This window comes from Dyadobacter bucti (assembly GCF_005869225.1).
Classification (GTDB): domain Bacteria; phylum Bacteroidota; class Bacteroidia; order Cytophagales; family Spirosomataceae; genus Dyadobacter; species Dyadobacter bucti.
In genome coordinates, this window is sequence record NZ_SWFP01000003.1 from 218,832 (window position 1) to 233,335 (window position 14,504).

The window sequence follows — 14,504 nt, forward strand, 5'->3', positions numbered from 1 at the left end:
AATGAATAGCTGCAAGGGTAGCAGATTATTTCAGGCTCAGGGCTTCTTCTTCCACATTGTTTCTTAGAATAAGACCGGAAGAGACACTCGCGAGTACGAGTCTTAGTTCGTCGCTGATGTTTTTCTTAAACCACACTTTACCGTTATTGATGGTAGAGACCGCCCCGATCACCTTGCCGTCGAGCTGGAATTCGTAACCGTAAACGTCATTTTGGGTTATGAAACTGCTGGAACCTTCCAGTTCGCGTATTCCGGCAATATCTACACGCGTTTTGCCAGACTGAATAAAACCGACTGTTTTGTTTTTTGTCATGCTCCGATTGGCGCCATCGACATTATGTACTACAAAATCCCAGGGCTGACTGTCGTTATTCAGTTTTACCGAGCCGGCGAAATAATTTTTGTAGTGAAGAGAAACTGCGAAAAAATCTTCCAGCGGCTGATATTCTGTTTCCTTAAACCGGCTTACCAGTGCAACTTCCGCCGAGGTACCGTTTGCACCAAATTGCTGAAAACTGATCTTTTCTTTGGCCCCATTGAACTTGACAATGAAAGGAATTGAGTACCCGAAAGTCCAGCCGCGTTTCACTTTGCTGGTTTTGAAATCGCCAAATGATATGACCTGCCCGATTTGTGAACCTTGCCTGCCTTTTACTGAATAAATTTCCGTTTCGTTTTTAAGGTCATTGTCCACCGCCAGTTCGGCAGTGCGGCATGAAAAAAGGAACACAGTGAAAAGAAGTAGGGAAAAAGTAGTTTTTGTTAGAAGTAAACTGGAATTGAGTATTTGTTTCATCGCTAATGATTAATTATGTTCTATCAGCCTGAAACGTCAATTCAATTGAAGGTTGTAAGGCAGGGGATATTTTGTGTGAACGGTCAAAAGAAGTCCCCTGGATCTGATTTGCGATAGCTGCGTGAAAATTCCCCATTCTTATTTTTTGAACGAAAAATCCAAACAGCAAATTTTAACCGATCGCCGACCGCTATTTCACTCCTTTAACCTTCATTTTTAGCCCATATACCGCCGTTTCTGCTGTGATAAACAGCATATCCCGGTTTTTACCACCAAAACAAATATTAGCCGTCCAGCCATTGTGCACCGGGAAATGAGCGATTTGCTCACCTTTCTTATCAAAAACAGTTACTCCCTTGCCTGTAATGTAAAGATTTCCTTCTTCATCCAGGATCATGCCGTCTGAACCTTTTGGTACAAAAAGCGTGCGGTTAGCGAGTGAGCCATCTTTTTGTATGTCGTAGACATAGGTTTTGTTGTCGCCAATGTCAGCTACATAGAGTTTTTTGCCGTCAGAAGTACCGATGATACCGTTTGGTTTTTTGAGCTTTTCATCCACCCGCACCAGTTTTTTATGGTCGGGGCTGAGGTAATACACATGTTCGCCATCCTGCTGCATAGCCGGGTCGCGTTTCCAGTAATCGCGTTTGTAAAGCGGATCGGTGAGGTAAATGCCGCCTTTTGTATCGATCCAGAGATCGTTGGGGCCGTTGAGCAATTTGCCGTCATAGTCTTTTACCAAAACAGTCGGTTTCCCATTTTTATCAAAAGACCAGACCTGGTTATCTTCATCTGAGCAAGCCACCAGGTTTCCTTTTTTATCGAAATACATTCCGTTTGCACGGCCGGCCTTATCTGAAAAAACACTGAACTTCCCGGACTCCGCATCCCAGCGAATGATCTTGTTGTTGGGCTGATCGGTAAAAAATACATTTCCGTCTTTGTCCGGCACGGGGCCTTCGGTGAATTTATAGCCATCACCCAATTTTTCCATCTGGGCGCCCGGCGCAACGATTGATTTTGAATCCATAATTTGTGCTGAAAGTGACGCAGGAGAAAGTAGTATTGCTACGCCTAGTATGATCGAATAAAAGTTTGTTGGTTTTTTCATAATAAAAAACATGCCGTTAGGATTGTGCCCTGCAAGTTTATAAAGCGAGGAGGCTGCACAAGTTTACTTGTTTCGATCAATAGGAATCAAAACTACGCGCCAAAATACCTTTCGAAAACTGATACCTGTCTTTCAATCATTTCATAGAAACAATGTTGCCACAAACGCTTTGCTTTATCGAAATAAGGCTCAGAAAATTTTCCGGACTAACCTTCGCTTTTGCAATGCATGATGAATATCGGGCAGTTATCGGGCGACCCTATCAATAAATACGGGAGGCTACAAGGAACTGGTACGACGTATAGGTAGCAGGGGTTGTAGTTTTTATTAAGTTTTTAATCGTCATTTTACACACACCATATGAAGAAATTTGCTTTTCTGGTGCATCTGCGTGATAATTATCGCAAGGATCTGGGAGAACTTGCAGCCCCGCTGGGCTACATTCCCGACCCGGTTTACCGATATCTGTTAAAAAATCGCCCATTGAAACCATTTGTGTGGAGCAACGTAACGCTGACGCCGGGCGCGAAGGAGCCGGAAGGTTTTGTGATCATGCTTCCTTATTCGGGCGCTCAGCTGATCGAACAGCAAAAACTGATGTTGCCTCTGGTTATGAGTGCCATGAAACTGGCAAAAGCAAAAGGTGCGGAAATTATGGGGCTGGGTGCGCTAAGCTCTCCGATAACACTAGGGGGGAAGTTACTCATCAATAATCCGCACTTGTCTGTCACCAATGGAAATGCTTTTACGGCTGTAATCACTCACGAACGAATTACCGGCTTGATTAAGGATTATCCTAATAACCGCCCTGTGATCGCTCTGGTAGGCGCAACGGGCAGCGTAGGCTCGCTGGTGAGTATGCTGCTGGCCAAGCATAATCCTGGTTACGAATACCTGCTCATCGCGCGAAATCAAAACAGGCTGAACGGACTCGCCAATAAAATGCGTGATTTCAATTCAGAAAACCGGATTTCGATTTCGCAGAATATCGGATGTGTTAAAAAAGCAGACATAGTTGTATTGCTTACAACGGCCGCAGAATGTCTTTTGCAAGCGCATCAGCTGAAAGTGAACGCTGTTGTGCTCGACGATACGCAGCCGCGCAATACTCACCCGGGTATTTTGTTCGAACGGCCTGATGTCACTGTCATTGACGGAGGGCTGGTATCGATCCCGCATTTGAAATGTACGCGGGGTGGGATCGGCTTGCCGGCGGGGCTATCCTACGCCTGCCTGGCCGAAACGATGCTGCTTGCAAAGGCGGGTTATGAAGGCCATTTCAGTATTGGGAACCCCACGCTGGAGCAGGCGGAGTTTATCCGGAGTGTTGCCGAAAGGTTTGATGATCTGGGGTTTAAGGTCGCGCAGGATCACAGTTTTGGAAAGCCGCTGTGCGCGAAGCCTGTTTCAGTTTCAAAAAGGGTTTTCCGGAATTATAACGACTAGGTTTTTTGAATATAAACTGTTTGATATGCGATCTTTTTCAACCCGAATTGTATTGTTGGGCGGCGGTTATGTCACGGTCTGGGCATATCGGTCGCTGGCGAGGAACCTGCGCAGGCAATTAGCGGACGGCAGCGTCACGATCACGGTTATTTGTCCGAATAAACATCACTTTTATCACGGCTGGACGGCCGAATCGCTGACCGGAATTATTAAGGAACAGAATCGGATGAGCCCTTTATCCGAAATTCTGCCCAGGGCTGTGCTGATTACGGGCGTAGCCGAGGCGGTAAATGAAACATCACAGGAAGTATCTTTGGTGAGAAAAAACGGGAAAAGAATGTCTGTTCCGTACGATCACCTGCTTGTAGGGGTGGGCTCTTTTGATAAGGCAACAATCCCTGGTTTAAAGGTCAAAGGTTTTCAGGTAAAAGAGCCTAATGCATTCAAACGTACGAGAAAGGCGTTGGTGAAAACCATCGGCCAGGCTGCCGGGGCAAATAAGGACGAGGCCAGCCGGATGCTCACATTTACCATCGCCGGAGGAGGATTAACCGGCGTAGAATTGGCGGCTAACATTGCGGAATGGGTTAGCCTGGCTAAAAAGCAATATGCTTCACTGGATGATATTGAACCAAAAATTTATCTAGTTAATAAAGGAAATCGAATCCTGACTGCGCTGGAACCGGGATTGGAAAAGCTGGTCGACTATGCTCAAAAAACACTCGAAAGGTATAATATTGAGATAGTTAATAATAAATACCTGGTGGAAGTAACCAGCTGCGGAGCTCACCTGAGCGACGGCAGTTTTCTCGAAAGTGTCATGGTGATTTCGACCGTCGGGCAGGACAGGAAGATTTTGCCGGGAACAGAAGAGTGGGATCGCGACGCTGAGTTGAGAATATATACCAATGATTACCTGCAAATCAGCTTTACCTCCAATATTTGGGGAGGTGGCGACGCTTGTCGTGTTCGGCATTTTCACTCCGGAAAACCTTGCCCGGCCAATGCATTATGGGCTATTAAACACGGTTACCATGCCGGATTGAATATAGCGCGGGCTATAAATGGTAGAAAACTGAAACCCTTTACCTACAAAGGCCTGGGGCAGACGGCGAGTCTGGGCCTGGGAAAAGGTATCACCGAATTGTACGGATTTCAATTTACGGGAGTATTGGGTTGGACAATGAGATGGTTTTTCTTCCAGTATTTTATGCCTTATCCGATCACAATGTTTCGCAATGTAGGCGATTGGTTACAGCTGCTGGTTTCCGGGAAACGGAAGGGAATTGCCGAACCAGATCAGACTTTGGAAGGTGCCACGCCGTAAGCTTTTTTAAAAGCAAATGAAAAATGGGACAGGTCTTCAAAACCAATTTCCAGGTACACATCGGAAGGCGCTTTCCCTTTTTCCTTGATCAGATAATAGGCTTCTTCCAGTCGTCTTTTTAATAACCAGCGGCTGGGCGAAATATGAAATATCTTTTCAAAATCCCTTTTAAACGTCGCCAGGCTTCTTCCGGTGAGATATGCAAACCTTTTCATCTGCACATTGAAGTGGAAATTCTGGTTCATGAAACCTTCCAGGTCGATCTTACCGGGCTCGCTGAAATCGAAGAGGATATCTTTCAGTTCGGGCCGGCTTTGTAACAAAACCAGAACCGCCTCCCGCAGTTTGAGCGACATAAGCTGCTCATTTTTTGGTAACTGAAATTCCTGGTATGGCATCAGCGAATCCATGTAGGTTTTCAGCAGTTTGGTAGGTTGTAATTCCACTATACTATCAGCTGTATGGCCCGGTTCAGCTTTGTAACCATATTCCAGGCTGATACTCCGCAATATTTCCTGATTCAGAAAAATAGAAATGGACTTGAATTCCCTGCCTTCAGGAGGAAATTTGCTGAATTTGATGAGGCTGTTTTTCTTGCTGAAACGAAAATCCCCTTCGTTGAAAATGTAATCCTGATGTCCGTCATTTACAACAAGCTTACCGGCGATCTGGTAGCTCAAAACGTGTTCGGGCACAAATTGCTCGCCTTCCCTGCTTTTGGTATAGTAGCAGGAATAGACGATTTGAGGGAATTTGAGGTCTTGTTCCAGGTCTGTCATGTGTTTGTCAAATGATAAAAATAAAAAATTGCCGCACAAAAATGTACGGCAATCGGGCGATCAGAGTCCTTTCATCTTTTTGTAGGCAACACCTATTTCCGTTTCGAAGAAGTTTTCGGCTTTATCGTGATCGGTGGACAAACTTACCGGCATCCATTTCTCAAATTCGGCTTGCCTCGCCTCATCTGCCTGCTGCAAAATCCCCACGGCGTCGCTGCCTAATACAAGGTGCAGGGGCGGCTCGGGATGCTCAGCAAGGTCGAGTATCACTTTTGCAGCCTTTTCGGGATCACCCGAGGGAACAAAATTTCCTCCGTCCAGAAATGCCGCAATCGCATCGACCGTCGTTTCATAGCCTTCGACTTTCGGAGCAAAACTCATCGAAGATCCCGCCCAATCCGTACGAAATCCGCCGGGTTCAACCGAAGTTACTCTGATGCCGAGCGCGGCAACTTCCTTCGAAAGTGCCTCGCTGAATCCGCTAAGGCCAAATTTCGCAGCCTGGTACATGGTCAGCCCGGCGTTGCCCACACGTCCGCCTATTGAGCTGATCTGCAAAATTCGTCCCGAACGTTGCTTGCGCATATAGGGCAAAACCGCGCGGGTAACTTCAATGGGTGCATACAAATTCGTGTCGAGCTGACTTTTTACCTGCTCGTCCGTGAAAGCTTCCGCAGCACCCGTGATACCGAAACCGGCATTATTGACCAGCACATCGATTTTACCAAAATACTTTACAGCCTGTTCAACAGCTGCGTAAATCTGCGTTTTGTCAGTCACGTCCAGCTCGATCGGCAGGATCTGATCCGGAAAGTTTTCTGTGAATTCCTTGAGTTGTTTTGGATTGCGGGCTGTCGCCGCTACTTTATCGCCATTTTTCAGAACTGCTTCTGTCAGGCTTTTTCCCAAACCGCGGGAGCTTCCTGTAATAAACCAAACCTTTGTCATTGTCTTTTCTGATTTTATTTTTGACAAAGGTCAGCTGAATTCGTGGCGTCAGCTTTGTTGAAAAGCTCAAAGTTCGTTTGTTGAAAAGCTCAGAACTCCTTTTTCAATAAATTCGTCCAGCCGCTCGTAAGAATCGACCACGCCACGCTCCATTCCTGAAGCCACCATACCGTCCCGGTCAGCAACCGACTGAAAAACAGACTGTACCGTCAGTTTGGTGCGTCCGCCGGGCAATTCTTCCAATCTTGTGGTTTCCAAAACTACGTGGCCTTTTTCGGGCAAACCCTCGAATTCAAAAGTCTGAATGATTCTCTCCGGGGCCGTAAATTCGTGGCAAACGCCGTGAAACCCAAATTCCATTCCATTCGGAAGTCCGTTGATGAAACGATAGGAGCCGCCCTCTCTGGGTTCGAATTTTTCGTACCGTAGCGTCATTTCGCGTGGGCCGACCCACTGAACCAGAATTTCTTCGGTGCTGAATGCTTTGAACACCAGTTCTCTCGGCGCGTCGAATTCCCTGATCACGAACAATTCCTGTTTGCCGGGCTCGACAATGATTTGTGTTTTGTTGTTACTTGCCATCGTTATCTGTTTTTAAATTGTTAAGGATACTATCCAATCTTTCAAACTTGTCTTCCCACATTTTCCGGAAAGGCTCAACCCAGTCAGCTACCTCAGCCAGTTTTTTCGGCTGGACCGTGTAGTAGCGTTCGCGACCCTGCGGATTGAGGGCCAGAATCCCGCATTCCGTCAGGATCTGGATATGTTTTGAAATCGCCTGCCGGCTTACATCAAAAGACTCTGTGACCGCATTGGGCGTCATCGGTTTTTTGGCAATCAGCGCAATAATATCCCGCCGCGTGGGATCCGCAATAGCCTGAAATACATCCCTTCTCATAATATCAATTTTAAATGCGCAATCGATTGATTGCAAATCTATGCGCAATCGATCGATTGCGCAAGTGTTTTGGCGAAATTTTTTGGGGATTTTTGTCTTGGAGATTGGAGAGGTGTTTTTTGGAGACTTCGAGAATCAAAAAAGGTGCCAGAATGTGACACCTTGGAGACGGCATATATTTGATTGCTTTTGGTTAATTTGCCAATAAATCGAGGCGTACTATCCTTTCAAAATGTTTCCTATTAAGTGTGTCAAAAGCCATGTCGTTTGCAACGGCTGTTGCTGCAATAAATAAATCAGCTTTATCAATTAGGCAGCGCTTCTTTTTAAGATCCTGTTGAATGTCGCTAGCGTAGTGAGCGGCCAGGCTGTCAAAGGGAATAACCATCATTTCGAAGAGGAGGTCTGTCCAAAACGCTCTCTGATCAGATGTTGCACCTGCGTAAATTTCAAACTCTGTGCTACTCGAAATTGCCACTTGTTCGAACTCGTAGGTGATCTGAACTAGTCTGGATTTGGATTTATCTTTTTTTCGGAAATAATCAATCAAAATACTCGTGTCGAGCATCAGGATTTTGTTCGCCATTGATTGATCGATTTGCGGTTGTCTTCAATGGTCTTGATCTGTTCGTCGGAAAATACCGGACCGTTCAGCAACAATTCTGTCAGCCTTGATTTTTTTGGTTCCGGTATGCTTTCTGCGGCAAGTTCTTCTTGAAGGCGCGCTTTCTGGGTTGGTGAGAGTTGTTTTACAATCATCAACAGTTCTTGAAATGGAATGTGTGTTTTTGTTTTCATACTCAAATGTAGTGTTTATGAGTCAATCAGAAAAGCGCATAATCTTTCTTACTACCCTCTTAACCTGCAACTTGGTGACTCCTTCAAAATCTTCCAAAAAGGATTCAACAGATTCCTCAGTTTTTAAATGATCTATCAGGTTTTGAATGGGTATTCTCGTACCTGAAAAAACCGGAGTACCACCTAAGATCTCAGGATCGACCGTGATTGCGCTGCTTTCAGTTATTTGACTCGCCAGAAAAGCCTGCGCTTTTGCTTCAAATCTTTTTCTCGTTTCTGATCCCGGCCTCCCATATTGAGCATCTAAGTGTTCGTCAAAGGTTACGAATTCTCTATATGATTTCCGGACATTTTTAAAGAGATCTTTTGCTTCCGTATTGATCTCAGACAACGTTAACTCTTGAAATACGGCCTCGGTCAGGCTGAGGCCGATTGGCATAAGAGAAGTGTCCAAATTCTTGATTTTCTTTTTAGCCATGATTTTCATCCGTTTAGTTAATCTTCCCAAATCTCCAACTGCGGACTTTTCCGTTGCTCTCCTACTTGCTCAATAATCAGCCTGTGATCTTCGAACCGAACCATAATGTGCTCCCCATGATCAAATCCCAAATCTTTAAGCCACTCGCCACATAGCTTGATTTCTGGGACAAACTTGGTTCTCCATTGGGAAGTCCTTTGGTATTTTGGATAGATTTTTAGTTGGCGATCTTTAAACCTATGCATGTAGAAAGATAATTAAGTTTACGTAAAACTAAATTAAAATTTCGTTTTACGTAAATAGTATTTCGTTTTTTGCATATAAAGCTCACTCAACTTACTCATTATCATTAACTTAAAGTTTTCACTAAGTTTGCGTCAAACGAAAACATTTAGTTAATGCCTAAGCAGAAGTTTAATAGGATTAAGATAATTCTTGCGGAGAAAGATAAGTCTGCTAAGTGGCTGGCAGAGGCGATTGAAAAGGACAAATCTACGGTATCACGTTGGTGCACAAATGATATGCAGCCTACGATTGAGACTTTTTATGAGATTGCGAAGTTGCTGGATGTGGATGTGCGAGAGTTGTTTGTGCCTTCAAAGTGAATAGCTTGGAAATACGTTATATCCTCACATAATTCTTCACCAGGCTAGAAGCACTCATAGCTTATAAATCGTAATTAATCGCGAGCAGGGAATTGATCTTGACTTTCAAAGTATCAACGAGTTATTCATCCATAAATTCATAGTCATCGGCAATGTCAAGAATTTCAATGGGCGGCAACTCAAGATGTTGATATACTTTGCGGATTTTTGTTTTCTGATCGGCTTCCATAAGCAGTACCTGGTCAGCCCAATTAAGATCACTTTCGGAAATTTTGCGATTGCTCTGAGGACTTAATCCAGCAGACCGAATATTGAATCGGCTGTCATTTTTGAAGATGTGCTCAGCCGTGCGGCTTCGCCTTTTGTTTCGTCCGCAAATGACGAGGAGGTTGGGACGGGTCATTTAGTTTCAGGAACAACAACCTGTCTTGGAGGAAGTTTGGCGGTTTTTAGTTCGTTCTTTGCCTGTGCCAGCTTTTTCGGGAAAGGGTTTTTGAGGATAAATTGATCCAGCGAAGGATCGATCTGAATCTCCGGGACTTTACTGCTCCAATTATTTTGTGACGTTTTCATGTTAGTGCAATTTAGTAATTTCTTTTACGAACAAGAAAGGCACTGTACTGAGTATTAACTTCAAACTTGAAAAAATCGTCTCCAACTCTGCCATAAAGTTCAAAATCCTGAACTGCCTCATTGAGATATTGGGTTATACCCATTCTGTACAATCTTGTCCGGACTTTTGTGCTGCCAACGGCGTAAACGGTTGCAGGGGTAAGCGTCAAAGAATTTGTACAGTGCTTGCACAACTGTCGCAAGAACTTTTTCGGAGTCTCCATTGTCGGAAGTTGCCTGATCGTCAAAGTCGCCGGTTAAATCGTTCTTGTCTCCAAAAGCTAAATTGTAAATTCCCGGACCTATATTTTGAAAAGCAACTATCTTGGAAATATACCCTTTCGGACCCTCGCTTGTGAATTCAAAAATTGTGGAATATGTACCAGCAGTCAGTGCGTATCTGTCAAGATTCATGTATTTGATTCAATATTCAAGTGCGTGTTTATTAAAAATACAAAAAATCACCTCCCCTTCACCACCCCATCAATCTCCCCTAGCAACGACTTCACCCCGGTGGAATCCTGCATCAATTGCCAGATCATCACGCCGCTGACTTTTTTCTTTGCCAGTTCGGTTTTCTTTTTGATTGTTGGAAGGCCGTTGAAATAAACCATACCGCCGTTCAGGTGCATTTGATCTTGATTGACGGAATCGGGGTATTGGCGGAGGATGGTTTTGTAGGACATGCTTTCCGGCGCGGTGCCGCCGAAGCCGTAGCCGTAAAATGGAACACCGAGGGTAAGTTTCTCCTTCGGGATTTTGCGGGTTTCGAGCCAGTATTGAAGGTCTTCTTCGGCCATGGAGTAGGGGGCGTGCGGACCGGGCCTGTCGGGACGCCAGGGGCCGGTGCGGTCGTAGGACATGATATTGACAAAGTCGAATTGGGCGAGGGCTTTGTCAGTGAACTGGCTTTTGTAAACCGTGGCAATGGCGGCAGTAACAAGTTTGTTTTTTTGTTTCAACGCAGCAGCAAGGTCGACCACAAAATTTTCGTAATTGGCATCGATCAAAGCACCTTCCAGGTCTACATCGATTCCGTCAAGATTATTGGTAACTGCCAGATTGACAAGATCATTGATCAGTTTCGTTTTCTTTTCTCCAATCAAAAATGAAGGGTAATATTTCGGCGCGCCACCTCCGCCGATCGACGCCATGATCTTCACATTTTTCAAATGGGCAAGATCTGCAACTGCCTTTAAATTAGCAGTCCCCATGAGATTGCCCAGGGAATCGGGATTGATAAATGCAATGTACAAATGCGTGATTTTGGAATAGTCCACCTGATTTGCTGCCGTGAGTAAGTCCGTCCTGTTGGGCAAGTATCCGATTACTTTGAAAATCGGGTCCGTAGTTTCATTTTTTGAAATAACCGCACTTTTCTTGCTGCAACCGGTATTGAACACAAGAATCACCATGATCCCCGAAATAAATTGCTTGATAAACTTCCGAAAATTCATGATGATCCTGTGTTTGGTGTCTTATTTTCCTGCTAACATAATCTTGGCTCCGCCTTTACGGATGGACTCATAAACGGCATCGACCACGATCATATCCTTTAATCCTTCCGCTCCTGATACATTCGGATCAGGTTTGTTGTTGAGAATTATATCTGCAATCCCGTCCATTTGCAACGTCTGATGTGTGACTATCGGCTGGTTCATCGGGCCGAGGTGCGTGCGGCCTTTAATGGGCCCGTAGCTGAACGCGGGACTCAGTTCTACAAAACCTTTTTCACCAACTACATAAAGTCTTTCGTAATTATTGAAAGCATAAGTGGTGCCGCAGCTCGCAATCACGCCGCTTGGAAAACCCAGTTGAAACATGATCGTTTCGTCCACTTCCTTGAATTTCACCGGGTCGGTTTTAGATTCCTGGGCTGTAACCCAGATCGGCTCTTCGCCTGTTGCATATCTTGCACCGTTTAAAGCATAAATGCCCACATCCATCATCGCGCCGCCGCCTGCCAATGCTTTTTTGAGCCTCCATTGATTTGGATCCCCGGATTTAAAGCCCATATAATTGTTCACGTGCATGATTTTCCCGAGTTCGCCGGCTTCACGCATGCGGATCAACTCCCGGGTATGTGGCTCAAAATGCATGCGGTAGCCAATGTAAAATTTCACTCCGGCTTTCTCGCAAGCGGCGATCATTTCACGGGTCTGCTTGGCATTGTCGGCGACAGGCTTTTCACAAAGTACATGTTTTCCTGCAGCTGCTATCTGCAGAACATGCTTGTGATGGAGCGAATTGGGCGTGGTAATGTATACAATGTCTATATCCGGATTATTTTTGATCTGGCCGACAGTTTCGTAGTTATAGGTATTCTTTTCGGGAATGTCATATTTCTTTTTCCAGTCTTCCAGCTTGGACGGAGTGCCGGAAACTGCGCCTACCAAGGTAGCCATTTTGCAATCTTTCATAGCGTCAGCCACACGCGTCCCGTAGCTACCCAAGCCCATAATCGCTACCCGCAATTGTTTGTCGGCCTTTGGTCTGGTGCAAGAATTTGCGTAAGCGGGCAGCGCTGAAAGTGCTGTGGCGCCAATGCCCAGTGAAAATTTTTGAAGAAAATCGCGACGAGAATCCATGGTGATCAGTGATTTATTTGTTGATAAATATCTTGGCCCCGCCTTTCCGGATCGACTCATACACCGCATCTACTACGATCATATCTTTCAATCCTTCCTGGCCAGTTACATTCGGATCTGGTTTTCCGTTCAGGATCGCATCTGCGACGCCGTCCATCTGATAAGCCTGGTGATTTACATCCGGCTGGTCGATAGGGCCTTTATGCGTCACGCCGCGGATCGGGCCGTAGCCAAAGGATGGGTTCATTTCCGCCCAGCCTTTGCTGCCCATCACATGCAATCGCTCGGCATGGTTGAAATTATAGGTACAACCGCAATTGGCAATAATCCCACTTGGAAATCCAAGCTGAAAAGTGATCGTTTCATCCACTTCCTTGAACTTTACAGGATCGGTTTTGGATTCCTGGGCCGTAACCCAGATCGGCTCCTCACCCGTACAATAACGTGCGCCATTTAGCGAATAAACACCTACGTCCATCATCGCCCCACCACCTGCCAGCGCCTTTTTTAGCCTCCATTGCGTAGGATCACCAATTGTGAAGCCAGCATAGTTATTGACGTGCATGATCTTGCCAAATTCACCCGCTTCTCGCATGCGTATCAGCTCGCGGGTGTGCGGTTCGAAATGCAGCCGGTAACCAATATAAAATTTCACGCCTGCTTTTTCACAGGCAGCGATCATTTCGCGTGCCTGTTTGGCATTGTCGGCAACCGGCTTTTCACAAATCACATGCTTCTTCGCCGCAGCAACCATCAGTACATGCTTGTGATGCAACGAGTTAGGCGTAATCACATATACAAGATCAATATCGGGGTTGTCTTTAATGGTGTGGAAGTTCTCGTAGTTGTAAACATTTTTGTCCTCAATCCCGTACTTCTGTTTCCATTCCGGGATTTTGGAAGGTGTGCCTGTGACGATGCCCACCAGTTTTGCGGTTTTGCATTCCTTCATACCCCGCGCCACAATGTTCGCGTAGCCACCGAGGCCCATTAATGCAACCCGCAACTGTTTATCGGCCCTGAAACCGGGAAGGGCAGAAGCAACCTCTGGCAAGCCGGTCAAAGCGGTCGCGCCGATTCCTAATGAAATCTTTTGCAAAAAATCACGACGGGAATTCATATTTAGCTTGGTTTGGTGGAAAGTGTTCGGAGATATCGGGAAAAGTTAGACCGGTGGCTTATCTCCTTACTTTGCTGCTATTTCAAGCAGTCGGGGCTGTGATTTGGCTTTACTGTCAGAGATTTTGCCCAGCGTAGATTTGATTCGTTCCTCTACTTCATGAGGAATTTGGGTAAAGAATAAATCTTCCAGCTTGATATCCAGCAGCTTGTGAATAACAATAAGATCTTTCGTTGAAAATGCCCGGATACCATTCAAAAGCTCGGAAGTGTAGGATTTATTGTGCGCCAGGATGCCGGCAAGATCGTTTTGTTTGAGACCTTTTGTTTTGAGTTTTGACAAGATCAATTCTCTTCTTGAAATGAAAAATCTGAATTCGGCGTCAGCCTGGGCTTCGGCAAGGTCACTTTCTATTATTTGAGAATCGGGAACAGGTTCTTTTCCTGACCAGTGAATGGATTCGTATTTTCGGATTAGTAAGCCCAATTCTTCTTCCAAAGATTCCAATTCCGGCTGACTTTTACTCTGGAGTCGTAAAAAACGCGCAGCGCGAGAAGCCCTCTCAAGTTCTATTTCAGAAGTTAGCTCCCCTTTACGGATCATTGATCTGATATCAGTCTCATTTAATGTATGTGACCATTTGTTCTGAGCCATTTCTCTATACTGGTTTTATTGTTTTTAAAAGTTGCTGCGTAATTGTCATGATTGCCAGCCCAAATAACGATGGCCCGGTTTGAATGAAATTTAACAAGCATCATCATGCGATGAACATGAATGTCGAAGAAATAGAATCCGTCATTGTGCACCTTATCTGCATCCCTTCTTACTTTATACAAATCCTCCGCTGATCTAATTTCAGTGTTTTCAAGATCCGAGATTAATTGTTCTATTGCTGTTATCAACCTCTTATTACCTCGGTTTTTATCCAGAAACCTGAGCAGTATCTTTTTTCCTTCGATTGTCACGGGTGATTGAATTTAAGTAAAAAGTTCTACTTT

The 14,504-nt window shown here is 45.1% G+C and carries 20 protein-coding genes and 1 pseudogene; 3 read left to right on the forward strand and 18 right to left on the reverse strand.

What is annotated here, in order from left to right:
- Positions 1 to 25: 25 nt before the first annotated feature.
- Both FBF61_RS11010 and FBF61_RS11015 read right to left on the reverse strand, forming a co-directional pair.
- On the reverse strand, positions 26 to 796 hold the full coding sequence (locus FBF61_RS11010) for a hypothetical protein (RefSeq protein WP_138477288.1): 771 nt from the start codon (positions 794 to 796) through the stop codon (positions 26 to 28).
- A gap of 190 nt (positions 797 to 986) precedes the next feature.
- Positions 987 to 1,907, reverse strand: a complete 921-nt coding sequence (locus FBF61_RS11015) for an SMP-30/gluconolactonase/LRE family protein (protein ID WP_229215005.1) — start codon at positions 1,905 to 1,907, stop codon at positions 987 to 989.
- 360 nt (positions 1,908 to 2,267) lie between these two features.
- Here FBF61_RS11015 and FBF61_RS11020 point away from each other — a divergent pair, with 360 nt between their 5' ends.
- Together FBF61_RS11020 and FBF61_RS11025 are read left to right on the forward strand one after the other, a co-directional pair.
- Positions 2,268 to 3,353, forward strand: coding sequence for a shikimate dehydrogenase (locus FBF61_RS11020; RefSeq protein ID WP_138477289.1), 1,086 nt, complete (start codon positions 2,268 to 2,270; stop codon positions 3,351 to 3,353).
- A gap of 25 nt (positions 3,354 to 3,378) precedes the next feature.
- On the forward strand, positions 3,379 to 4,680 hold the full coding sequence (locus tag FBF61_RS11025; RefSeq protein ID WP_166444502.1) for an NAD(P)/FAD-dependent oxidoreductase: 1,302 nt from the start codon (positions 3,379 to 3,381) through the stop codon (positions 4,678 to 4,680).
- On the opposite strand, the gene FBF61_RS11030 is transcribed toward FBF61_RS11025, so the two are convergent.
- The 8 genes from FBF61_RS11030 to FBF61_RS35510 all read right to left on the reverse strand — a co-directional run bounded on the left by FBF61_RS11030 (position 4,653) and on the right by FBF61_RS35510 (position 8,826).
- On the reverse strand, positions 4,653 to 5,459 hold the full coding sequence (locus tag FBF61_RS11030) for a helix-turn-helix domain-containing protein (protein ID WP_138477291.1): 807 nt from the start codon (positions 5,457 to 5,459) through the stop codon (positions 4,653 to 4,655). The two genes, FBF61_RS11025 and FBF61_RS11030, sit on opposite strands and share 28 nt — an antisense overlap.
- A 60-nt stretch (positions 5,460 to 5,519) precedes the next feature.
- Positions 5,520 to 6,407, reverse strand: coding sequence for an oxidoreductase (locus FBF61_RS11035; protein ID WP_138477292.1), 888 nt, complete (start codon positions 6,405 to 6,407; stop codon positions 5,520 to 5,522).
- A gap of 66 nt (positions 6,408 to 6,473) precedes the next feature.
- Positions 6,474 to 6,989: an SRPBCC family protein gene (locus FBF61_RS11040; protein WP_138477293.1), complete on the reverse strand. Its 516-nt coding sequence runs from the start codon at positions 6,987 to 6,989 to the stop codon at positions 6,474 to 6,476.
- Positions 6,979 to 7,305: an ArsR/SmtB family transcription factor gene (locus FBF61_RS11045; protein WP_138477294.1), complete on the reverse strand. Its 327-nt coding sequence runs from the start codon at positions 7,303 to 7,305 to the stop codon at positions 6,979 to 6,981. Before FBF61_RS11045 ends, FBF61_RS11040 begins: the two co-directional genes overlap by 11 nt.
- 193 nt (positions 7,306 to 7,498) lie before the next feature.
- Positions 7,499 to 7,891 (reverse strand): type II toxin-antitoxin system VapC family toxin, encoded by a 393-nt coding sequence (locus tag FBF61_RS11050; RefSeq protein WP_138477295.1) that lies wholly within the window; start codon positions 7,889 to 7,891, stop codon positions 7,499 to 7,501.
- Complete coding sequence (locus FBF61_RS11055) at positions 7,873 to 8,103, reverse strand: hypothetical protein (protein ID WP_138477296.1); 231 nt, start codon at positions 8,101 to 8,103, stop codon at positions 7,873 to 7,875. The genes FBF61_RS11050 and FBF61_RS11055 overlap by 19 nt, the downstream gene beginning before the upstream one ends.
- A 22-nt stretch (positions 8,104 to 8,125) precedes the next feature.
- Positions 8,126 to 8,581, reverse strand: coding sequence for a DUF433 domain-containing protein (locus FBF61_RS11060; RefSeq protein ID WP_229215006.1), 456 nt, complete (start codon positions 8,579 to 8,581; stop codon positions 8,126 to 8,128).
- Positions 8,582 to 8,598: 17 nt separating this feature from the next.
- Entirely contained in the window at positions 8,599 to 8,826 is a 228-nt protein-coding gene (locus tag FBF61_RS35510; protein WP_138477297.1) for a SymE family type I addiction module toxin, read from the reverse strand.
- A gap of 153 nt (positions 8,827 to 8,979) precedes the next feature.
- On the opposite strand from FBF61_RS35510, the gene FBF61_RS11070 reads away from it, so the two are divergent.
- Positions 8,980 to 9,186 (forward strand): helix-turn-helix transcriptional regulator, encoded by a 207-nt coding sequence (locus tag FBF61_RS11070; protein WP_138477298.1) that lies wholly within the window; start codon positions 8,980 to 8,982, stop codon positions 9,184 to 9,186.
- Between the two features lie 121 nt (positions 9,187 to 9,307).
- Here FBF61_RS11070 and FBF61_RS11075 read toward each other — a convergent pair whose 3' ends face one another.
- The 8 genes and pseudogenes from FBF61_RS11075 to FBF61_RS11105 all read right to left on the reverse strand — a co-directional run bounded on the left by FBF61_RS11075 (position 9,308) and on the right by FBF61_RS11105 (position 14,471).
- Positions 9,308 to 9,589, reverse strand: a complete 282-nt coding sequence (locus FBF61_RS11075) for a protein-tyrosine-phosphatase (protein WP_138477299.1) — start codon at positions 9,587 to 9,589, stop codon at positions 9,308 to 9,310.
- On the reverse strand, positions 9,586 to 9,759 hold the full coding sequence (locus FBF61_RS34595) for a hypothetical protein (RefSeq protein WP_166444503.1): 174 nt from the start codon (positions 9,757 to 9,759) through the stop codon (positions 9,586 to 9,588). The genes FBF61_RS11075 and FBF61_RS34595 overlap by 4 nt, the downstream gene beginning before the upstream one ends.
- An 11-nt stretch (positions 9,760 to 9,770) precedes the next feature.
- Positions 9,771 to 10,212 (reverse strand): annotated as a pseudogene (locus FBF61_RS11080) (DUF6934 family protein).
- A 47-nt stretch (positions 10,213 to 10,259) separates the two neighbouring features.
- Complete coding sequence (locus FBF61_RS11085) at positions 10,260 to 11,255, reverse strand: glycosyl hydrolase family 18 protein (protein ID WP_138477300.1); 996 nt, start codon at positions 11,253 to 11,255, stop codon at positions 10,260 to 10,262.
- Between the two features lie 21 nt (positions 11,256 to 11,276).
- Entirely contained in the window at positions 11,277 to 12,386 is a 1,110-nt protein-coding gene (locus tag FBF61_RS11090; protein ID WP_138477301.1) for a Gfo/Idh/MocA family protein, read from the reverse strand.
- 13 nt (positions 12,387 to 12,399) lie between these two features.
- Positions 12,400 to 13,506, reverse strand: coding sequence for a Gfo/Idh/MocA family protein (locus tag FBF61_RS11095; RefSeq protein ID WP_138477302.1), 1,107 nt, complete (start codon positions 13,504 to 13,506; stop codon positions 12,400 to 12,402).
- A 66-nt stretch (positions 13,507 to 13,572) separates the two neighbouring features.
- Positions 13,573 to 14,160, reverse strand: coding sequence for a helix-turn-helix domain-containing protein (locus tag FBF61_RS11100; protein ID WP_138477303.1), 588 nt, complete (start codon positions 14,158 to 14,160; stop codon positions 13,573 to 13,575).
- Complete coding sequence (locus FBF61_RS11105) at positions 14,130 to 14,471, reverse strand: type II toxin-antitoxin system HigB family toxin (protein WP_138477304.1); 342 nt, start codon at positions 14,469 to 14,471, stop codon at positions 14,130 to 14,132. Before FBF61_RS11105 ends, FBF61_RS11100 begins: the two co-directional genes overlap by 31 nt.
- Positions 14,472 to 14,504: the final 33 nt, after the last annotated feature.

What these genes read in the sequence shown, in the direction of transcription:
- FBF61_RS11020 (WP_138477289.1), top strand. Translation starts at nt 2,268, where the DNA reads ATGAAGAAATTTGCTTTTCTGGTGCATCTGCGTGATAATTATCGCAAG.
- FBF61_RS11085 (WP_138477300.1), bottom strand. Translation starts at nt 11,255, where the DNA reads ATGAATTTTCGGAAGTTTATCAAGCAATTTATTTCGGGGATCATGGTG.
- FBF61_RS11010 (WP_138477288.1), bottom strand. Translation starts at nt 796, where the DNA reads ATGAAACAAATACTCAATTCCAGTTTACTTCTAACAAAAACTACTTTT.
- FBF61_RS11060 (WP_229215006.1), bottom strand. Translation starts at nt 8,581, where the DNA reads ATGGCTAAAAAGAAAATCAAGAATTTGGACACTTCTCTTATGCCAATC.
- FBF61_RS11015 (WP_229215005.1), bottom strand. Translation starts at nt 1,907, where the DNA reads ATGAAAAAACCAACAAACTTTTATTCGATCATACTAGGCGTAGCAATA.
- FBF61_RS35510 (WP_138477297.1), bottom strand. Translation starts at nt 8,826, where the DNA reads ATGCATAGGTTTAAAGATCGCCAACTAAAAATCTATCCAAAATACCAA.
- FBF61_RS11075 (WP_138477299.1), bottom strand. Translation starts at nt 9,589, where the DNA reads ATGACCCGTCCCAACCTCCTCGTCATTTGCGGACGAAACAAAAGGCGA.
- FBF61_RS11100 (WP_138477303.1), bottom strand. Translation starts at nt 14,160, where the DNA reads ATGGCTCAGAACAAATGGTCACATACATTAAATGAGACTGATATCAGA.
- FBF61_RS34595 (WP_166444503.1), bottom strand. Translation starts at nt 9,759, where the DNA reads ATGAAAACGTCACAAAATAATTGGAGCAGTAAAGTCCCGGAGATTCAG.
- FBF61_RS11070 (WP_138477298.1), top strand. Translation starts at nt 8,980, where the DNA reads ATGCCTAAGCAGAAGTTTAATAGGATTAAGATAATTCTTGCGGAGAAA.
- FBF61_RS11095 (WP_138477302.1), bottom strand. Translation starts at nt 13,506, where the DNA reads ATGAATTCCCGTCGTGATTTTTTGCAAAAGATTTCATTAGGAATCGGC.
- FBF61_RS11035 (WP_138477292.1), bottom strand. Translation starts at nt 6,407, where the DNA reads ATGACAAAGGTTTGGTTTATTACAGGAAGCTCCCGCGGTTTGGGAAAA.
- FBF61_RS11055 (WP_138477296.1), bottom strand. Translation starts at nt 8,103, where the DNA reads ATGAAAACAAAAACACACATTCCATTTCAAGAACTGTTGATGATTGTA.
- FBF61_RS11040 (WP_138477293.1), bottom strand. Translation starts at nt 6,989, where the DNA reads ATGGCAAGTAACAACAAAACACAAATCATTGTCGAGCCCGGCAAACAG.
- FBF61_RS11025 (WP_166444502.1), top strand. Translation starts at nt 3,379, where the DNA reads ATGCGATCTTTTTCAACCCGAATTGTATTGTTGGGCGGCGGTTATGTC.
- FBF61_RS11045 (WP_138477294.1), bottom strand. Translation starts at nt 7,305, where the DNA reads ATGAGAAGGGATGTATTTCAGGCTATTGCGGATCCCACGCGGCGGGAT.
- FBF61_RS11090 (WP_138477301.1), bottom strand. Translation starts at nt 12,386, where the DNA reads ATGGATTCTCGTCGCGATTTTCTTCAAAAATTTTCACTGGGCATTGGC.
- FBF61_RS11030 (WP_138477291.1), bottom strand. Translation starts at nt 5,459, where the DNA reads ATGACAGACCTGGAACAAGACCTCAAATTCCCTCAAATCGTCTATTCC.
- FBF61_RS11050 (WP_138477295.1), bottom strand. Translation starts at nt 7,891, where the DNA reads ATGGCGAACAAAATCCTGATGCTCGACACGAGTATTTTGATTGATTAT.